Annotated in this window: 14 protein-coding genes; 6 read left to right on the top strand and 8 right to left on the bottom strand. The window is 69.9% G+C overall.

All coding sequences use genetic code 11. The features are described from left to right. Positions 1-22: 22 nt before the first annotated feature. Positions 23-922, bottom strand: a complete 900-nt coding sequence (locus tag IOD14_RS13290; protein ID WP_212670324.1) for a class I SAM-dependent methyltransferase — start codon at positions 920-922, stop codon at positions 23-25. Positions 923-1,071: 149 nt separating this feature from the next. On the opposite strand from IOD14_RS13290, the gene IOD14_RS13285 reads away from it, so the two are divergent. Then, on the top strand, positions 1,072-1,848 hold the full coding sequence (locus IOD14_RS13285) for a phytanoyl-CoA dioxygenase family protein (RefSeq protein ID WP_174269397.1): 777 nt from the start codon (positions 1,072-1,074) through the stop codon (positions 1,846-1,848). A 95-nt stretch (positions 1,849-1,943) separates the two neighbouring features. On the opposite strand, the gene IOD14_RS13280 is transcribed toward IOD14_RS13285, so the two are convergent. Together IOD14_RS13280 and IOD14_RS13275 are read right to left on the bottom strand one after the other, a co-directional pair. Then, the gene (locus tag IOD14_RS13280) at positions 1,944-3,659 is read right to left on the bottom strand and encodes a glycoside hydrolase family 6 protein (RefSeq protein WP_123994362.1); all 1,716 of its coding nucleotides are present in this window, start codon (positions 3,657-3,659) and stop codon (positions 1,944-1,946) included. Positions 3,660-3,730: 71 nt separating this feature from the next. Next, positions 3,731-5,203 (bottom strand): cellulase family glycosylhydrolase, encoded by a 1,473-nt coding sequence (locus tag IOD14_RS13275; RefSeq protein WP_174269398.1) that lies wholly within the window; start codon positions 5,201-5,203, stop codon positions 3,731-3,733. 252 nt (positions 5,204-5,455) lie between these two features. Here IOD14_RS13275 and IOD14_RS13270 point away from each other — a divergent pair, with 252 nt between their 5' ends. Then, entirely contained in the window at positions 5,456-8,371 is a 2,916-nt protein-coding gene (locus IOD14_RS13270; RefSeq protein WP_123994364.1) for a glycoside hydrolase family 48 protein, read from the top strand. Positions 8,372-8,632: 261 nt separating this feature from the next. Then, on the top strand, positions 8,633-11,302 hold the full coding sequence (locus IOD14_RS13265) for a cellulose binding domain-containing protein (RefSeq protein WP_212670323.1): 2,670 nt from the start codon (positions 8,633-8,635) through the stop codon (positions 11,300-11,302). 43 nt (positions 11,303-11,345) lie between these two features. Here IOD14_RS13265 and IOD14_RS13260 read toward each other — a convergent pair whose 3' ends face one another. Both IOD14_RS13260 and IOD14_RS13255 read right to left on the bottom strand, forming a co-directional pair. After that, positions 11,346-13,208, bottom strand: coding sequence for a rhamnogalacturonan lyase (locus IOD14_RS13260; RefSeq protein WP_212673263.1), 1,863 nt, complete (start codon positions 13,206-13,208; stop codon positions 11,346-11,348). 83 nt (positions 13,209-13,291) lie between these two features. After that, entirely contained in the window at positions 13,292-14,242 is a 951-nt protein-coding gene (locus tag IOD14_RS13255; protein WP_212670322.1) for a YafY family protein, read from the bottom strand. Positions 14,243-14,304: 62 nt separating this feature from the next. Here IOD14_RS13255 and IOD14_RS13250 point away from each other — a divergent pair, with 62 nt between their 5' ends. Beyond that, positions 14,305-14,784: a hypothetical protein gene (locus tag IOD14_RS13250; protein WP_123994367.1), complete on the top strand. Its 480-nt coding sequence runs from the start codon at positions 14,305-14,307 to the stop codon at positions 14,782-14,784. Further along, positions 14,781-15,257, top strand: coding sequence for a hypothetical protein (locus tag IOD14_RS13245; protein WP_212670321.1), 477 nt, complete (start codon positions 14,781-14,783; stop codon positions 15,255-15,257). The genes IOD14_RS13250 and IOD14_RS13245 overlap by 4 nt, the downstream gene beginning before the upstream one ends. Here IOD14_RS13245 and IOD14_RS13240 read toward each other — a convergent pair. Together IOD14_RS13240 and IOD14_RS13235 are read right to left on the bottom strand one after the other, a co-directional pair. Next, positions 15,226-15,969 carry a class I SAM-dependent methyltransferase gene (locus tag IOD14_RS13240; protein ID WP_212670320.1) on the bottom strand — a complete coding sequence of 248 codons (744 nt, stop codon included), beginning with the start codon at positions 15,967-15,969 and terminating at the stop codon, positions 15,226-15,228. The two genes, IOD14_RS13245 and IOD14_RS13240, sit on opposite strands and share 32 nt — an antisense overlap. A gap of 4 nt (positions 15,970-15,973) precedes the next feature. Beyond that, entirely contained in the window at positions 15,974-16,279 is a 306-nt protein-coding gene (locus IOD14_RS13235) for a 4a-hydroxytetrahydrobiopterin dehydratase (RefSeq protein ID WP_123994370.1), read from the bottom strand. Between the two features lie 199 nt (positions 16,280-16,478). Between IOD14_RS13235 and IOD14_RS13230 the strand changes: the two genes are divergently transcribed. Next, positions 16,479-17,303: a helix-turn-helix transcriptional regulator gene (locus IOD14_RS13230; protein ID WP_212670319.1), complete on the top strand. Its 825-nt coding sequence runs from the start codon at positions 16,479-16,481 to the stop codon at positions 17,301-17,303. Here IOD14_RS13230 and IOD14_RS13225 read toward each other — a convergent pair. Next, a complete protein-coding gene (locus IOD14_RS13225) occupies positions 17,285-17,710 on the bottom strand; it encodes a hypothetical protein (protein WP_212670318.1) in 426 nt (141 codons plus the stop codon). The genes IOD14_RS13230 and IOD14_RS13225 overlap by 19 nt on opposite strands. Positions 17,711-17,926 lie beyond the last annotated feature (216 nt).

The following is a 17,926-nucleotide window of genomic DNA, read 5'->3' as shown; positions in this document are numbered from 1 at the left end:
GGCGGCGCATCCGCAGGCGTCCTCAACCGGTCCGCACAGCGGTGTGCACCGTGTGCGCGGCCAGCACGAACACGTCCGCCCGCCGATGCACGCTCACCGCGTCCTCGGGATCGAGCAGCCGGTCGAGGCTGTCACGGTCGTCCGCGTCCAGCTGCTCGTCGAAGACCTCCCGCAGCCGCCCGAGCGACGCGGCGACGTAGGTGCGGGCCCGGTCCGTGGTCGGTGCCGGCAGGTCCAGCAGGAAGCTGCGCGTACCGGTGTGCCGCAGCCCTGCGGAGGCCATCAGCGCGGGCCAGTCCTCGACCTCGGCGACGGAGTCGGCGAGCCCCGCCCGCATCTGCGCGAACCACTCCTCCTCCAGCGCGTCGAGCCGTGCCTGGAGCCCCGGCCGGCCGATCCCGATGTCCCGGGGCAGGAAACGCGCGGGCAGCCCGCCCTCCATCAACGCCAGCGTCCCGCCGCGCGCCAGCCGCGAGGCGAACGCGGCGATCCCGGCCCGCTGGTCCCCCAGGTGGTGCAGGCTGCGGCTGGCCCAGAGCAGGTCGACGGGGTAGTCCAAGTCGTCGAGGATGCCCGGAAGTTCACCGGTGAGGGTCCCGAAGCGGTCGGCGACACCGAGCCGCCCGGCGCGCGCCTGGGCCCGCTCCAGCAACGGCTCGGCCCCGTCGACGGCGACCACCCGGGCCCCGGGGAACGCCTCGGCGAGCAGACAGGACAGCACCCCGGGCCCACTGCCCGCGTCGACGATCAGCCCCGGCTCGGTCTGCTTGTGCCCGAGCCAGGCCAGGGCCCGCTCGTACAGGGGGGTGAACAGCTCGGCCTGGGTCTCGAGATGCTCGGCCATCCGGGACCAGTCGATGTCGGTGTGGTCGTGGTCGTGGCCACCGTGTCCGTGGACGTGCTTGCCGTGATCGTGCGCCATGGTGTCAGCCTCTCCCCGGGAGGCTGTCAGCGTGCACCGACGCACCGCGAGGAAGCCAGCGATGTTGCCACCACGGCAAAATGCATGGCAAAACGGACGCAAAGAAAATGGGATGCGCCCACCCCGGCCGGTCCCCCACGATGACCCCCATGGACGACGAACTGGTGGAGCGCTTCCTCGAGGACGGATTCGTGAGGATCGAGGGCGCCTTCCCGCCCCGGGTCGCCCAGCACTGCGCGTCCCTGCTGTGGCGGGAGACGGGCTACGACCGCGAGGACCCGGCCTCCTGGAAGGACCCGGTGGTCCGGGTGCCCGGCATGGCCCAGGGCCCGTTCGCGGCGGCCGCGAACTCCCCGGCCCTGCATGAGGCGTTCGACCTGCTGGTGGGCGGGAACCGCTGGCAGCCCCGCTACTCACTGGGCACGTTCCCCTTGCGGTTTCCGCACGCCGAGGAACCGGACGACGCGGGCTGGCACATCGAGGGCAGCTACCTCCCCGAGGGCGCCGCGCCCGGCATGTACCACACCAACCTGCGCTCCAGGGACCGCGCCCTGCTGATGCTGTTCCTGTTCAGCGAGGTCACGGAGGCCGACGCCCCGACCCGGATCCGGGTGGGCTCCCATCTCGACGTACCGCCGGTCCTGGAGCCGTACGGCGAACAGGGCGCTTGCTTCCTGGAGTTGGGCCCGCAGGTGGACAAGGCCTCGGCCCACCGCCCGCTCGCCCACGCCACGGGCAGCCCGGGCGACGTCTACCTCTGCCACCCGTTCCTGGTTCACGCCGCCCAGCCCCACCACGGCACGAACCCCCGCTTCATGGCGCAGCCTCCGCTGCTGCCGGCGGAGCAGTACGAGTTGCACCGCCCCGACGGCGACTATTCAGCGGTGGAGTTCGCGATCCGCCGGGGCCTGGCCCAAGAGAACTGACCGGACCCCGGGGGGCGTGTTCTCCGGAGCGCGGGGAACTGCGCGACCAGCCGCAACGGACTCGCGGCCGACATCGCGCAGCACCCCGCATTTCCTCAGAGCGCCGGGTACGCGTTCTGCATCAGCTGCTGGAACTGCGCCGAGAACCAGTGCCCCGACAGCGGAGCGTTCGGCAGCGCACCGGACATGTTGTTGTTGTTCCGCGGGTTGCCGGTGTACGTCGGGTCGCACATCCGGTCGAAGCCCTTGCCCTCGTCGTTCGGGATCGCGCTGCTGGCGCCGTCGGACTCACCCGGAGGCTTGATCCAGACGTACGCGTCGATCCCCGCGGCCGGGGAGGCCTTGGGACGCTCACCGAGACCGGCTCCCGACTGGTTGCACCAGTTGCCGACGTGGATGCGCCGGTCGATCCGCCCGCCGTTGACGTAGGTGTCCACGTCCGTGGTGGCACCGGGACCGGTGGGCCGGGCCGTGCCGCCCCAGCCGTTGCGGGAGGTGTCGATCAGCATGCCGACGCCCGAGGCGAAGCCCTGGTTCACCGCCTCCTGCCGGAACGCCTGGGCGTAGGAGAGCTCGTCGGTGTACCGGTTCCAGTCGACCCACTTGGACTCGCGCACGGACTTGCCGCCCACGGAGTCGTTGATGGTGAAGTACTGCTCCTTCAGGGCGCTGTAGTTGGCGGTGTTGGTGATGAAGCCCTGCACGTCGTTGATCGTGGCGCCCTCGGCGGTGGCCGCCTGCTTGATGATCTGGACGGTCGCGGAGAAGTTGTCGTCCCAGCCGAGCCAGCCGTGGTGTCCGGCGTCCACGTAGTTGTAGACGTTGGGGACGTCACCGAGCTTGTTGAGCGCGTAGCCCACGCCCTTGACGTAGTTGCCGTTGGCCTTCATCGTGTCGCAGTTCGCGGTGGCGGTGGCCCGCGGTGTGACGTTGGTGACGAGGTTCGGCAGTGAGTCGATCTCGATCGTGTTGACGATCCGCAGCGAGGCGTACTTGGGGTCGGCGAGGATCGCCTTGATCGGGTCGATGTACTGGGTCTTGTACTTGTCGATCTCCGTCGGGCCGAGTTCGCCGTTGGAGGCGAGGGCCGAGCAGTCGCGTCCGGGCAGGTTGTAGATGACCAGCTGGACGACGAGCTCTCCCGAGCCCTTCTGCTTGAGCGCCTCGTCGAGATGGGCGCGCAGGCCCATCTTGCCGCCGGTGCCGTTGATCGCGGCGGTCCGGTCCAGCCACACGCCGGTGGGCTGGTTGGCGATGCGGCTGCCGCCCGGCTCGGCGGCGGCGTTGGCGGACCACTCGGGGTTCACGTACACCTTGGCGCCCGTGTACGGGTTGTCGACCCGGGTGCCAGGGGTGCCGGGGTCGGTCGGGCCCGGGTCGGTGGGGCCGCCGCCGTCGACGTTGCAGGTCACCCCGTCCAGGGTGAAGGTGGTCGGGACGGCGTTGGTGCCGCTGTAGCTGCCCTGGAAGCCGAAGCTGACCGAACCGCCGGTGGCCAGTGTGCCGTTGTAGGTCTCGTTGGTGGCGGTGACGGCCGTCCCGCTCTGGCTGATCTTGGAGTTCCAGAAGCCGGTGACCTTCTGGTTTCCGGCGTACGACCACTTCAGCGACCAACTCGACTTGGCGGCGCTGTTGTTGGTGATGGTGACGGCGGTGGTGAAGCCGGTGTCCCACTGGTTCTGCACCTTGTAGTCCACGGTGCAGGGGACGGCGGCGATGCCTGCGTCCCCGGGGGCCACGGCGAGCGCGGTCCCGGAGGCCCCGGCGACGAGCGCAAGGGCAGCGAGGAGCGCTGTTCTCGTACGACTCATGAGTGCGGGTTTCCTTCTCAATCGCGGGTGTTGTCCGTTGAGCGGGTGCTGTGCGGTGGAGCGGACGGGCGCTATCCGTTCAGGGCGCGCAGACGGTCACGCAGCCCGGTGCCGAACGCTGTGGGTGTGCCGTCGTAGCCGCTGATCAGGGACGGTCCGGAGGAGCAGTCCCAGGTGTTCCAGGTCCAGCCCAGATACGACAGGCCGCGGTCGTCGAACCACTTCATGACCTGGTCGATGAATCCGTGCGCGCAGGTGTTCTCGCCGATCTCCCCTGCCACGAGGGGGACCTGAGCGGCCACCGGGGCGAGCGTGGAGTTCCAGCAGCTCACGTCGGAGCAGGAGTTGAAGTTGTACACGTGCCAGGCGGCGGCGAGATTGCCCGCCGGGTCGGCCGGCCTGTACGTCAGCCACTGGCTGAGGTCGTTCGAATAGGCGATGCCTCCGGCCAGGATCAGGTTGGTGGCGCCGGTGCCCCGGACGCTGTCGACGAGATCCTGCATACCGGCGACCTCGTACCCGATGCCCGGGCAGCTGCCGCCGTCCCGCCAGCACTGCCACGCCTGGGTGGTCGTGGCGGTGGCGCGGTCCGGGTAGGGCTCGTTGAACAGGTCGAAGACGACCGTGCGGTCGCTCTTGAACGTGTTCGCCACCGACGCCCAGAAGGACGGCGTGTACCGCATGTCGGGCATCGGTTTCTGGCAGCTTGCGTGCACGTCGGAGCAACCGGCGGAGTTGCCGGTGTACTGCCCGTAGGTCCAGTGGAGCTCGACCACGGGGGTCATGCCGTGCGCCTTGACCTTGGCGACCAGGTCCTTGACGGCGTTGATGTAGTTCGCCCCGGCGTAGGCCGGGTTGATGTTGGCGAGGCCGAGCCAGCACTCCTCGTTGAGCGGAATGCGGACCGTGTTGGCCTTCCAGTCGGCGATCGCCTTCACGGAGGCGTCGTCGACCGGTCCGTCGAAGATGCCCCGGCCCTGGACGCACATGAACTCGCCACCGGACCGGTTCACGCCGAGCAGCCGGCGGGTGGTGCCGGCGGAGTCCACGAGCTTGTTGCCGGAGACGCGGAGAGCGGGGGGTGCGTCCTCGGCGGGGTCCGTCGGCCCGGGCGTGGGCGAGGGCTCGACGTCCGTGTTGCAGGTGGTGCCGTTGAGCTTGAACGAGGTCGGAACGGCGTCACCGGACGACCGGGACGCGATGAATCCGGCGCTGACGCTCGCTCCGGTGGCCAGAGAGCCGTTGTAGCTCTCGTTGGCCGCGGTGACCGTCGTACCGGACTGGGACCATATCGCGTTCCAGCCCTGGCGGAGCTGCCGGCCGTCGGCGAAGTCGAAGGTGAGACTCCAACTGCTCACGGCGGCCGTGTTGTTGGTGATGTTCACGGAGCCCTGGAAGCCGCCGTCCCACTGTCCGGTGACGGAGTACTCCACCGAGCAGGCAGGCGTGGCGCCCGACGCCGTGACCACCGGCACCGTCACGGTCCCGACAAGGGCGACCGCGCCGACAACGGCTAAAAGTACTGAACGCGGGGGGTGTCGCATGAGCGACTCCTTGCAGATCAGCGCGCCGTGACGGACGCGTCGACTGATGGAATCGCTCCCACTGGTGTCAAGGAAGGTAGCGCCAAGTGACGGCAAAGAACAGAGGCGTCACTTGTCTTTTCCGGCGCCCCATTCGTCGAATCTTTTCGACTCTTCAAGCATCTTGACCCCTTGAATGCTCGTCTCCACTATGGGAGCGCTCCCACTGGTTCAAGCCTTGACTTCTCCGAGCCGCACAAGGAGGAACCAGCAATGCCCCCCACCAGGAGACGCCGGGCCGTCCGGCGATTGTGGACCGCTGTCGTGGCGGCCATGGCACTGCCGTTCGCGATGCTGAGTGCGGCTTCAACTCCCGCACAAGCAGCTGCAGTTCAGTGCAGTGTCGACTACAAGACCAACGACTGGGGCTCCGGCTTCACCGCGGACCTGACCATCACCAACCGCGGCACGGACGCCATCAACGGCTGGACCCTCACGTACGGCTACACGGGCAACCAGAAGCTGAGCAACGGCTGGAACGGCACCTGGTCCCAGTCCGGCCAGACGGTCACGGTCAACAGTGTCTCGTACAACGCGAACATCGCCGCGGGCGCGGCCGTCTCCACCGGCGCGCAGTTCAGCTACAGCGGCACCAACGCGGCCCCGACCAACTTCGCGATCAACGGCACCAGTTGCACCGGCGCCCACCAGCCGCCGATCACCGTGCTGACCAGCCCGGCAGCCGGCGCGGTCTACACCCAGGGCAACGCGGTCCCGCTCGCCGCGACGGCCGCCGCCGCGGACAACGCGACCATCAGCAAGGTGGAGTTCTACGACAACACCACGCTGCTCGGTACCGACACGACGGCGCCGTACTCGCTCTCGGTCTCAAGCTTGACCGTGGGCAGTCATTCGCTGCTGGCCAAGGCCTACGACAGCCTGGGCGCGTCCGGTGAGTCGACGCCGGTCGGCATCACGGTCGCCTCGGGTCCCGCGGTCGTCGCCTCGGCCACCCAACTGGCCGTCCAGCAGGGCAAGACGGGCACCTACACCGTGAAGCTGTCCACGCAGCCCTCGGCCAACGTGACCGTCACGACCGCCCGCACGAGCGGCAACTCGGGTCTCTCGGTGACCGGTGGGGCCTCGCTCACCTTCACCCCGTCGAACTGGAACACCGCGCAGACCGTGACCATCACGGCCAACGCCTCCGGCACGGGCGCGGCGACCTTCGAGTCGACGGCGACCGGACACGCGAAGGCCTCGGTGACGGTCACGCAGATCGCGGCGACGGGCACGTACAACGCCCGCTTCCTGGATCTGTACGGCAAGATCACCAACCCGGCGAACGGCTACTTCTCCCCCGAGGGCATCCCGTACCACTCGGTCGAGACGCTGATCGTCGAGGCGCCGGACCACGGCCACGAGACCACCTCGGAGGCGTACAGCTACCTCCTGTGGCTCCAGGCCATGTACGGCAAGGTGACGGGCGACTGGTCCAAGTTCAACGGCGCCTGGGACATCATGGAGAAGTACATGATCCCCACGCACACCGACCAGCCCACCAACTCCTTCTACAACGCCTCCAAGCCGGCCACCTACGCGCCCGAGCTGGACACCCCCAACGAGTACCCGGCGAAGCTGGACACCGGGGTGTCGGTGGGCTCGGATCCGATCGCCGGTGAGCTGAAGTCCGCGTACGGCACGGACGACGTCTACGGTATGCACTGGCTGCAGGACGTCGACAACGTCTATGGCTACGGCAACTCGCCCGGCAAGTGCGAGGCGGGACCCACCGACACCGGACCGTCGTACATCAACACCTTCCAGCGCGGCGCGCAGGAGTCGGTGTGGGAGACGGTTCCGCAGCCGACCTGCGACCAGTTCAAGTACGGCGGCAAGAACGGCTACCTGGACCTCTTCACCGGTGACGCCTCCTATGCCAAGCAGTGGAAGTTCACCAACGCCCCGGACGCCGACGCGCGCGCGGTGCAGGCCGCGTACTGGGCCGACATCTGGGCGAAGCAGCAGGGCAAGGGCTCGGACGTCTCGGCGACCGTGGGCAAGGCCGCGAAGATGGGCGACTACCTGCGCTACGCGATGTACGACAAGTACTTCAAGAAGATCGGCAACTGTGTCGGGCCGTCCACCTGCCCGGCCGGCAGCGGCAAGAACTCCTCGATGTACCTGCTGTCCTGGTACTACGCCTGGGGCGGTGCCACCGACACCTCGGCGGGCTGGGCCTGGCGCATCGGCTCCAGCCACGCGCACGGCGGCTACCAGAACCCGATGGCCGCGTACGCGCTGAGCTCCTACGCCGACCTGAAGCCCAAGTCGGCCACGGGCGCGGCGGACTGGAACACCTCGCTGACCCGGCAGCTGGAGTTCTACCGCTGGCTGCAGTCCGACGAGGGCGCCATCGCGGGCGGTGCGACCAACAGCTGGGCGGGCCGCTACGCCACTCCCCCGGCCGGCAAGTCGACCTTCTACGGCATGTACTACGACCAGCAGCCCGTCTACCACGACCCGCCGTCCAACCAGTGGTTCGGCTTCCAGGCATGGTCGATGGAGCGGGTCGCCGAGTACTACCAGCAGACCGGGAACGCGCAGGCCAAGGCGGTCCTCGACAAGTGGGTCAAGTGGGCGCTGTCCAAGACCACGATCAACCCCGACGGCACCTACCAGATCCCCTCCACCCTCCAGTGGTCGGGCCAGCCCGACACCTGGAACGCGTCAAGTCCCGGCGCCAACAGCGGACTTCACGTCACCGTCGCCGACTACACCAACGACGTCGGCGTGGCCGCCGCGTACGCCAAGACCCTGAGCTACTACGCCGCCAAGTCGGGCGACACGGCGGCGAAGACGACGGCGAAGGCACTCCTGGACGGCATGTGGAACAACTACCAGGACAGCCTGGGCATCGCGGTGCCGGAGAACCGAGCGGACTACAACCGGTTCGACGACTCGGTGTACATCCCGAGCGGCTGGACCGGGACCATGCCGAACGGTGACGCGATCAACTCGTCGTCGACCTTCGAGTCCATCCGGTCGTTCTACGAGGACGACCCGGCCTGGTCGAAGATCGAGGCCTATCTGAAGGGCGGCGCGGTGCCGTCGTTCACGTATCACCGGTTCTGGGCCCAGGCGGACATCGCCCTGGCCATGGGGTCGTACGCGGAGCTTCTCGAATAGCAGCCCCCGCCGGGCGCTCCGCGGGTGGGACCGTTGCCGACTGCGGGTCCTTTGTGGCTCGTCGCGCAGTTCCCCGCGCCCCTGACGGGGCGCACCAGGCACCGTTCCCTCCCCGGAGCGCTCGAAGGCTCCGCGTATAAGGCTCCGCCACCGGACGGCGGGGCCGAAACGGCCGGGCGGCCCCCTCCCGCACTGGGGGTCGCCCGGCAACTCTCGCACCACGTAGAAAGCGCTTGCCCCCACTCGGGAAAGGAACCTCCCGTGCGAAGAACCCGCATCCTGACGGCCGTGCTCGCGCTCGCGGCCGGGCTGCTCGCCGGCACCCCACCCGCACTGGCGGCCGACGGCACCGCGAAGGTCTCGCTCGCCGCCGACACGTACACCTGGAAGAACGCCCGGATCGACGGCGGCGGTTTCGTGCCGGGCATCGTCTTCAACCGCAAGGAGAAGAACCTCGCCTACGCCCGCACGGACATCGGTGGGGCCTATCGCTGGCAGGAGTCGTCGAAGACCTGGACGCCGCTGCTGGACTCGGTCGGCTGGGACGACTGGGGGCACACCGGCGTGGTCGGCCTGGCCTCCGACCCGGTGGATCCGAACAAGGTGTACGCGGCCGTGGGAACGTATACCAACAGCTGGGATCCGAAGAACGGCGCGGTCATGCGGTCGTCCGACCGGGGTGCCAGCTGGCAGAGGACGGTGCTGCCCTTCAAGCTCGGCGGGAACATGCCGGGTCGGGGCATGGGCGAGCGGCTCGCCGTCGACCCGAACAAGAACAGCGTGCTGTATCTGGGCGCGCCGAGCGGCAAGGGGCTGTGGCGGTCCACCGACTCGGGCGTGACGTGGTCGCAGGTGGCGAACTTCCCCAACGTGGGCAACTACCAACAGGACCCGAGCGACACCAGCGGCTACGCCAGTGACAACCAGGGGATCGTCTGGGTCACCTTCGACGAGCGGACGGGCACGTCGGACAGTGCGACGCAGACGGTCTACGTCGGGGTGGCCGATCTCCAGAACTCGGTCTACCGGTCGACGGACGGCGGCGCGACCTGGAGCAGGCTCGCCGGGCAGCCGACGGGATACCTGGCGCACAAGGGCGTCCTGGACACGGTGAACGGCCATCTGTATCTCGCCTACAGCGACAAGGGCGGCCCGTACGACGGCGGCAAGGGCCGGCTGTGGCGGTACGCGACGGCGACCGGCACCTGGACGAACATCAGCCCGGTGGCGGAGGCCGACACCTACTACGGCTTCAGCGGACTGACGGTGGACCGGCAGAAACCCGGCACGGTCATGGCCACCGCCTACAGCTCCTGGTGGCCGGACACCCAGATCTTCCGTTCCACGGACAGCGGGGCGACCTGGACGAAGGCGTGGGACTACACGTCGTACCCCAACCGCGCGAACCGCTACACGATGGACGTCTCGTCATCGCCGTGGCTGACGTGGGGGGCGAATCCGTCGCCGCCCGAGCAGACGCCCAAACTCGGCTGGATGACCGAGTCGTTGGAGATCGACCCGTTCGACTCGAACCGCATGATGTACGGGACGGGCGCGACGGTCTACGGCACGGAGAACCTCACGAACTGGGACTCCGGCGGTCAGTTCACCATCAAGCCGATGGTGCAGGGACTGGAGGAGACCGCGGTCAACGACCTCGCCTCACCGCCCTCGGGCGCCCCGCTGCTGAGCGCGCTCGGTGACGTCGGTGGCTTCCGGCACACGGACCTCACCAAGGTCCCCTCGATGATGTTCACCTCCCCCAACTTCACCACGACCACGAGTCTGGACTTCGCCGAGACCAACCCGAACACGGTCGTGCGGGCCGGCAATCTGGACTCGGGCCCGCACATCGCGTTCTCGACGGACAACGGGGCCAACTGGTTCGCGGGGAGCGACCCTTCGGGGGTGAGCGGCGGCGGCACGGTGGCCGCGGCGGCCGACGGCAGCCGGTTCGTGTGGAGTCCGGACGGTACCGGGGTGCAGTACACGACGGGCTTCGGTTCGTCCTGGTCGGCGTCGAGCGGCATCCCGGCGGGCGCGATCGTCGAGTCGGACCGGGTCGACCCGCAGACCTTCTACGGCTTCAAGTCCGGGAAGTTCTACGTCAGTACGAACGGCGGCGCGAGCTTCACGGCGTCCGCGGCGACGGGACTGCCGAGCGGTGACACCGTGCGCTTCAAGGCGCTGCCCGGGGTGAAGGGTGACGTCTGGCTCGCGGGCGGGGCGAGCGACGGGGCGTACGGTCTGTGGCACTCGACGAACGGCGGCACGAGCTGGACCAGGCTGTCGAACGTCGACCAGGCCGACGCGATCGGCTTCGGGAAGGCGGCGACGGGGGCGTCGTACCAGACCCTCTACACCAGCGCGAAGATCGGCGGGGTCCGCGGCATCTTCCGTTCCACGGACAAGGGCGCGAGCTGGACCCGCATCAACGACGATGCCCACCAGTGGGGTTGGACCGGCGCGGCGATCACCGGTGATCCGCGGGTGTACGGCCGGGTGTACGTCTCGACCAACGGACGGGGCGTGATCTACGGAGACACCTCCGACACGAGTGGCGGCGGTGGCGGGACCGATCCGACGGATCCGACCGACCCGACCCCGACGGGCGCCTGCGCGGTGACGTACAAGATCACCAACCAGTGGTCGGGCGGTTTCCAGGCGGACGTCCAGCTGAGCAACACGGGCTCGAGTGCCTGGAGCGGCTGGTCACTCGGCTGGTCCTTCCCGAACGGCCAGACCGTCTCCCAGGCCTGGAACTCCGAGACCGCCCAGTCGGGCTCGACGGTCACGGCGAGGAACGTCGGCTGGAACGCCAACGTGGCGGCGGGCTCGTCGGTGAGCTTCGGCTTCACGGGGAGCTGGTCGGGGACGAACGGGAAGCCGACCGCGTTCAAGCTGGGTGACCAGGCCTGCACGGTGGCCTGACCGGACGACAGGGCGGCTGTCCGCAGCCGCCCTGTCGCTCATGTCACGGCGTGTACACCGCCGGCCGCGGCGCCGCGGCCATCCCGTTGCCGATGAAGAAGCTCGGGTGCGGGGGCTGGTTGTAGGCGGTATTTTGCCAGGCCAGGCCCGTGCGGTACATCGTGTCGTGGAGGAGCGTGGTGATCTTCGTGGTCGTCTCGATCGGGGTCGAGTAGATCCGCAGGGCCCTGTTGTCCGAGGTCGGCCAGACGACCTCCTCGCGCCAGTCGCCCAGGATGTCGCCGGACAGCGACGGGGTCGCCTTCGTGCTGTTGTTGGAGTGGACCGACGCGCCGGTCAGCAGGCGGGTGTCCGATGCCGTGCCGTACTTGTCGATGTGGGTGCCGTCCAGGAGTTCGCGAACCGTGTCACCGTCCCACCAGGACAGGAAGTTCACCGAGGACGGCTCGCGGCCCTTGGTCGCGCCCGCCTCGTCGCGGATCGAGGTGTCGGAGGCCGACCAGACCTCCGCGCCGTCGTTGCCGGCCCAGATGTCACCGGCGACACCCCGCCCGTTGTCGCAGCACGCGGCCAGCTTCCAGTTCACGGTGCCGTTCGCCGGGTCGATGTACAGCTCCGCCGGCTGGGACGTCGACTCGGAGACCTTGAAGTACTCCAGGCCCGCGTGGGACGGGTCCAGGTCGCCCAGGTGCTGCGCGTCGCCGTGCCCCGTCCTCGTGGTCCACAGTCCGTTGCCGTTGTCGTCGACCGCCATCGCGCCGTAGACGATCTCGTCCCTGCCGTCGTGGTCGACGTCCCCGACGGACAGACTGTGCGAGCCCTGACCGTCGTAGCCCTTGCCGCTGTTGGTCGAGGAGTTGGTGTCGAAGGTCCAGCGGCGGGTGAAGGCGCCGCCCCGCCAGTCCCAGGCCGCGATCACGGTACGGGTGTAGTAGCCGCGGGCCATGATCAGCGAGGGACGGGCGCCGTCCAGGTAGGCCGTCCCCGCGAGGAAGCGGTCGACGCGGTTGCCGTAGGAGTCGCCCCACGACGACACCGTGCCGCGGGCCGGGACGTAGTCGACGCTCTGCATCGCCCTGCCGGTCTGCCCGTTGAACATGGTCAGGTACTCGGGGCCGGACAGGACGTAGCCGCTGGAGTTGCGGTGGTCGGCCGACGCGCTGCCGATCACCGCGCCGGTGCCGTCGACCGTGCCGTCCGCCGTCTTCATGGCGACCTCGGCCCTGCCGTCGCCGTCGTAGTCGTATGCCTGGAACTGTGTGTAGTGCGCGCCGGAGCGGATGTTGCGGCCCAGGTCGATCCGCCACAGCCGGGTGCCGTCGAGCTTCACGCCGTCGAGGATCGTGTTGCCGGTGTAGCCGGACTGGGAGTTGTCCTTGGCGTTGGTCGGCTGCCATTTGAGGACGAAGTCCAGTGCCCCGTCGCCGTCGAGGTCGGCCACGGACGCGTCGTTGGCCTCGTAGGTGTAGGCGACTCCGTCGGGGGTCGTGCCGCCGGCCGGCGGGCTGATCGGCACGTCCTTGTAGCCGGCGCGCAGTTGGACCGCGTGCACCGAGTCGGCCTGCTCGACCCCGCCGACGACCGCGCGGACCGTGTAGTCGGCCTCGGCGGGCGCGCCGGAGTGGAAGTAGTTCGTGGAGCCGGTGACCGGGGCCGAGTTGACCTTCGTGCCGGCGCGGTAGACGTTGAAGGACACGTCGTTCGGGTCGGTGCCGAGCCAGCGCCAGCTGACCAGGTTGCCGCTGCTGGTGTGCACGCTGACGACACCCCGGTCGAGCTTCTCGACCTGGCGGGCGGTGGCGGCCTCGGCCGTGCCCGGCGACAGGGCGGTCAGACCGGCGGCCAGAAGGGCCACGGCGGCGGTCGTCGCCGAGAGGAGGACTCGGCGTCTGCGGTGGGAAGGCAGATGCGGGTGCGGGGGCAGGTGCGGGTGCGGGTGCTGCACGGGGTGAACCTCCGAAGCGGTGGGGACGGACGGGTTCCGCCCACTCAGTCGCCGCTCGCGGAGGTCGGGTTGCCGTACCTTTCGGCCAGTTCGGCGATCGTCCGGGCCATGCGTTCCCGCAGTTCGGGGGGTTGCAGGACCTCGATGCCGGTCCCCAGGCGCAGGAATTCGCCATGCGCGTGCTCCACCGACTCGACGGGGACCCGGGCGACGGTCCAGCCCCGGGAGTCCGTGCGCTCGGGCACGGCCCTCGGCAGCCGCACGCCCGGTGCCAGGCGTACGACCGCCTCGCCCCGGTGGAGCCGTTCGTGGAAGTCCCGCTGGTAGGCCGTCCAGTAGGCCACCAGGTCGAAGTCCTCGGGGCGGACGAACTCGTCTTCAGATGTGGTGAGTTCGAGGATCTGGTCGACGCGGAAGGTGCGCGGCCCCGGACCGGCGACCACGTACCAGCGACCCGCCTTCGAGACCAGCCCGTACGGCTCCAGACGGCGCCGGACGTCGGTCGGCTCACGCCAGCGGCGGTATACGACATCCAGGATCCGGTTGTTCCATACCGCCTCCGCCACCGCCGGCAGATACGGCGCCTCCTCGCCCTGCGCGTACCAGCCGGGCGCGTCGAGGTGAAAGCGTCCGCTGATCCGGTCCGCGTGCGCCCGCAGCGGGGCAGGCAGCGCCGCCCGCACCTTCAGCTGCGCGGCGGCGAGGACCGGACCCAGGCCCAGTTCGGCGGCGGGCCCCGGAGCCCCGGCCAGGAAGATGGCCTCGGCCTCGGCCTCGGTGAGGCCGGTCAGCCGGGTGCGGTAACCGTCGAGCAGGCGGTATCCACCGGCGTGGCCCGCGTCGCCGTACAGCGGGACACCGGCCGAGCTCAGCGCCTCGACGTCCCGGTAGACCGTGCGCACGGAGACCTCCAGCTCCTCGGCGAGCTGGGCTGCGGTCATCCGGCCCCGGGTCTGGAGCAGGAGCAGGATCGAGACGAGACGGCTGGACCTCACTTCCCCACCTTCGCAGACTTCACTGACAGTGGATGTCAGTGAAGCGGTCCTAGCGTCCTGCCATGGGCTTCACCGAGAAACTCCTCACCGTGCTCCCGCCGATCGAGGTCGCCGGGCGGCACGTCAAGCGCTACCACGTCACCGCCGACCCGGCCGGCATCGCGCCCGACGTCGAGAAGGCGGCGTACGAGATCCTCCCGGAGCTGCTGCCGGAGCCGGACGGCACTCCGCCCGCGACCTTCGTGGTGCTGCACCGCGGCAACGACGACGGCGCCTATCTGAACGCGTACAGCTGGGTCTGGGACAACGTCCTGCACTTCCGCGGCGCGTCGGCGGGCCAGCCGGTGCTGGGCTGCCCCGACGACGATCCGACCCACTTCATCAGGCCCGAACTGCCCTGGATCGGCTGCGTCTTCGAACTGCCTCCGATCCTGCACGAGCGGGACGCCTGGGTACGGCACCTGCTCGTCCCCGAAGTCCCGGACCTGGCCTCCTATTTGGCCGACTCCTTGTCCGAAGGAACCACCGGGGAGCGCTCATGAGCAGCCCGCACGACTTCGACTTCTTCCACGGCGAGTGGGAGGTCGCCCATCGCCGCCGCACCGACTTCCTGGACCCGGACAGCGATTGGGAGGAGTTCCCGGCGACAAGCCACTGCCGGCCGCTGTTCGACGGGGCGGCGAACGTCGACGAGATCGACATGCCGCACCTCGGAGCGAAGGGCGCCACGCTGCGGCTCTTCGACCGGGAGACCGGGCTGTGGTCGCTGAACTGGGCCGCGAGCCACAGCGGGAAGCTGTACCCGCCGGTGGTCGGGCGGTTCGAGGGCGGGCGCGGCGAATTCCACGGCGAGGACACCTGTGACGGCAAGGACGTGCGGGTGCGGTTCGTGTGGGCGGACGTCTCGCCGACCGGGGCCCACTGGGAGCAGGCGTTCTCCGTCGACGGCGGCGCGACCTGGGTGACCAACTGGACGATGGACTTCAGCCGGCCTTCCGGAACGCCCGGAGGCTGAACACCGGCTCGGGGCGCGGGAGTTCCTGGCCGGGCAGCTCCTCGATGCGCTGGGCGAACCGTTCGGTGACCGGATCGCCGGGCGGCAGCAGGGTGAACCAGCCGCGCCGCAGGTCGGCGGCCGTGCGCCGGGGGCTGCGGCCCTGACCGAGGCCGGGGAAGCGGGCCTGGCCGGCCGGGTGCAGGAGATGGGCGGCGGCGTACGACTCGACGAGCGACGCCGCGTCCGGGGCCGGGCGGCGCGGGCGCGGGGCGAGGACGGCGTCGATGTCGCTGCCGACGTCGTGGGCGGCGGCCTTGTCGACGGTCGTGACGTACACCCCGCCGGGTCTCAGGACCCGGGCGCACTCGGCGACCACGGCCCGGACGTCCTCGGGCCGGTCCAGGAGGTGCAGCAGCCACACGCTGGTGACCGCGTCGAAGACACCGTCGGGGAACGGCAGCGCGCGGCTGTCGGCCAGCACCACCGCGCCGGGCAGCCGTACGGCGGCCATGCTGGCCATGCCGTACGTCAGGTCGGCGCCCGTGACCCGGGTCCCGGGGCGGGCGGCGGCGAGCCTGCGGGTGACGATGCCGGTGCCGCAGGCCACGTCGAGGAGGCGCCGGGTGCCGGCGGGGATCAGGCCGAGTACGGCGTCGGCGGCCGCGGCGGCCCTGGGCTCGCCGCCGCGGGTGGCGTCGTAGGCGTCGGCCTCCTTGTCGTAGTCGAGCACGGGCTCACTGGGCTCCGTGACCGGCGGCCAGCGCCTCCACCCGCTGCGCGAGCTCGAAGTCCTTGCCGGTGAGGGCGCCACCCGCGCTGTGCGTGTGCACGGACAGCTCGACCGTGTTGTAGCCGAGGGTGAGATCGGAGTGGTGGTCGAGCTCCTCCTGGACCTGGGCCACGTGAACGACCATCGCGGTCGCGGCGAAGTGGGTGCCGAGTCGGTACGAGCGGGTGAGGCGGCCGTCGACGACGGACCAGCCGGGCAGCTCCGCGAGCCGGTCCTCGATCTCCTTCTGCGACAGGGGTTCGACGGGCATGGCCACGCTCCTTCCTGGGGTCGGGATGTCTTCAGCGTCCCACAGCCGAGCCGCTGCCGCCCAGGTCAGACGGGTTCCCGATGGCCGGCCGCGGACACCTCCGGCAGCAAGGTCATCGGCGGGAGGGCCCCCGGCGGCCAGGCGCGCGACGCTCGCGACGGCCCGCTCGGGCACCCGCTCCTCGGTTACCGTCGTACGCATGACCATTGTCCACTCCGGGGCAGCCGCCCCCTCCGACCAGGGCGTCGGTCCGCTCCTGCGCGCCTGGCGGGAACAACGGCGGGTCAGCCAGCTGGAGTTGGCGCTGCGCGCGGACTCCAGTGCCCGGCACATCAGCTTCGTGGAGACGGGCCGCTCCCGTCCGAGCGAGGAGATGGTGCTGCGGCTCGCCGAGCATCTGGAGGTGCCGGTGCGGGAGCGCAACGCGCTGCTGCTCGCGGCCGGTTACGCCCCGCGCTTCCCGGAGACCCCGCTCGACGACCCCGCGCTGGACGCGGTGCGCGAGGGGATCGAGCGGCTCATCCAGGGCTACGAGCCCTACCCGGCCCTGGTGTTCGACGCCGCGTACCACGTCGTGGCGGCGAACCGCGGGATCATGATGCTCCTGGACGGCATCCCGGATTCCCTGCTGCGGCCTCCGCTCAACACCATGCGGCTCACCCTGCACCCGCAGGGCCTCGCGCCGCGCATCCGCAATCTGCGGGAGTGGCGCGGCCATCTGCTGGAGCAGATGCGGCGGCAGATCGCCCTGCGCCGATCGGAGCAGCTGCGGGAGCTGTACGACGAGGTCGCGGCCTATCCTGTGCCGGACCCGGAGGAGACCGACGACGACCCGTCGGCCGAGTCGGTGCCCTACTTCGCGCTGCCGATGCGGATCGAGCACGAGGGCCGCACGCTGTCGTTCATCTCGTCCACGTCCACCTTCAACACCCCCATGGACGTGACCGTCTCCGAGCTGGCCATCGAGACGTTCCTCCCGGCCGACCCGGCGACGGTCAAGTACCTTCACGCACTGCTGCCTTGACGGGCCCTCAGCGCGGCGTACTGGAGCAGCGCGAACCCGGCGACGGTGATCGCCTGGAGCACGATCCACACGGCACCGGCCGTGCTGGGCGACAGCCACAGTCCGAGGGCGGCGCAACTCAGGGCGGCCCACAGGAGGTTGGCCTCGACGACGGCGCGCACGGCGAGCGCGGGCGGCCGGCCGCGCGAGGCGAGCACGCCCACGACGGCGCCGTACGCCGCGAGGAAGGCCCCGAGTCCGAGCAGCAGCCCGGAGTCGACGCCGAGGAACCGGCCGACCGGTCCGGATCCGAGGAGGTGGACGAGCCCGTTCGCACCGGTCACGGCCGCGTCCAGGGCGAGGAAGCGGCGCAGCATGGTGTGCGGGTCGTCGGTCCGGGCGAGTGCGGCGAGTTGGGTCGCGGACATGACGAATCACCCTCCGTCGAGGTCGGAAGCAGGAGGTCACGGGCAAGGGGGCGGGGCGGCGGATCCCGGACCGGAGTGCGCCGGCCCGGAACCCGTGAGCACCACGATCCCGCCCGTGCGCGCCGCCGTCGATTACCCGGGAGGTAAGAGAGGAACCGCCCGTGACCGGTGAGACCGGCCCGGGAACATGGCACACTGCACGCAAGCTTCGACGCG

The sequence above is a fragment of the Streptomyces sp. A2-16 genome (assembly GCF_018128905.1).
Taxonomy (GTDB): Bacteria; Actinomycetota; Actinomycetes; order Streptomycetales; family Streptomycetaceae; genus Streptomyces.
This window is presented reverse-complemented; position numbering and strand designations above follow the sequence as displayed.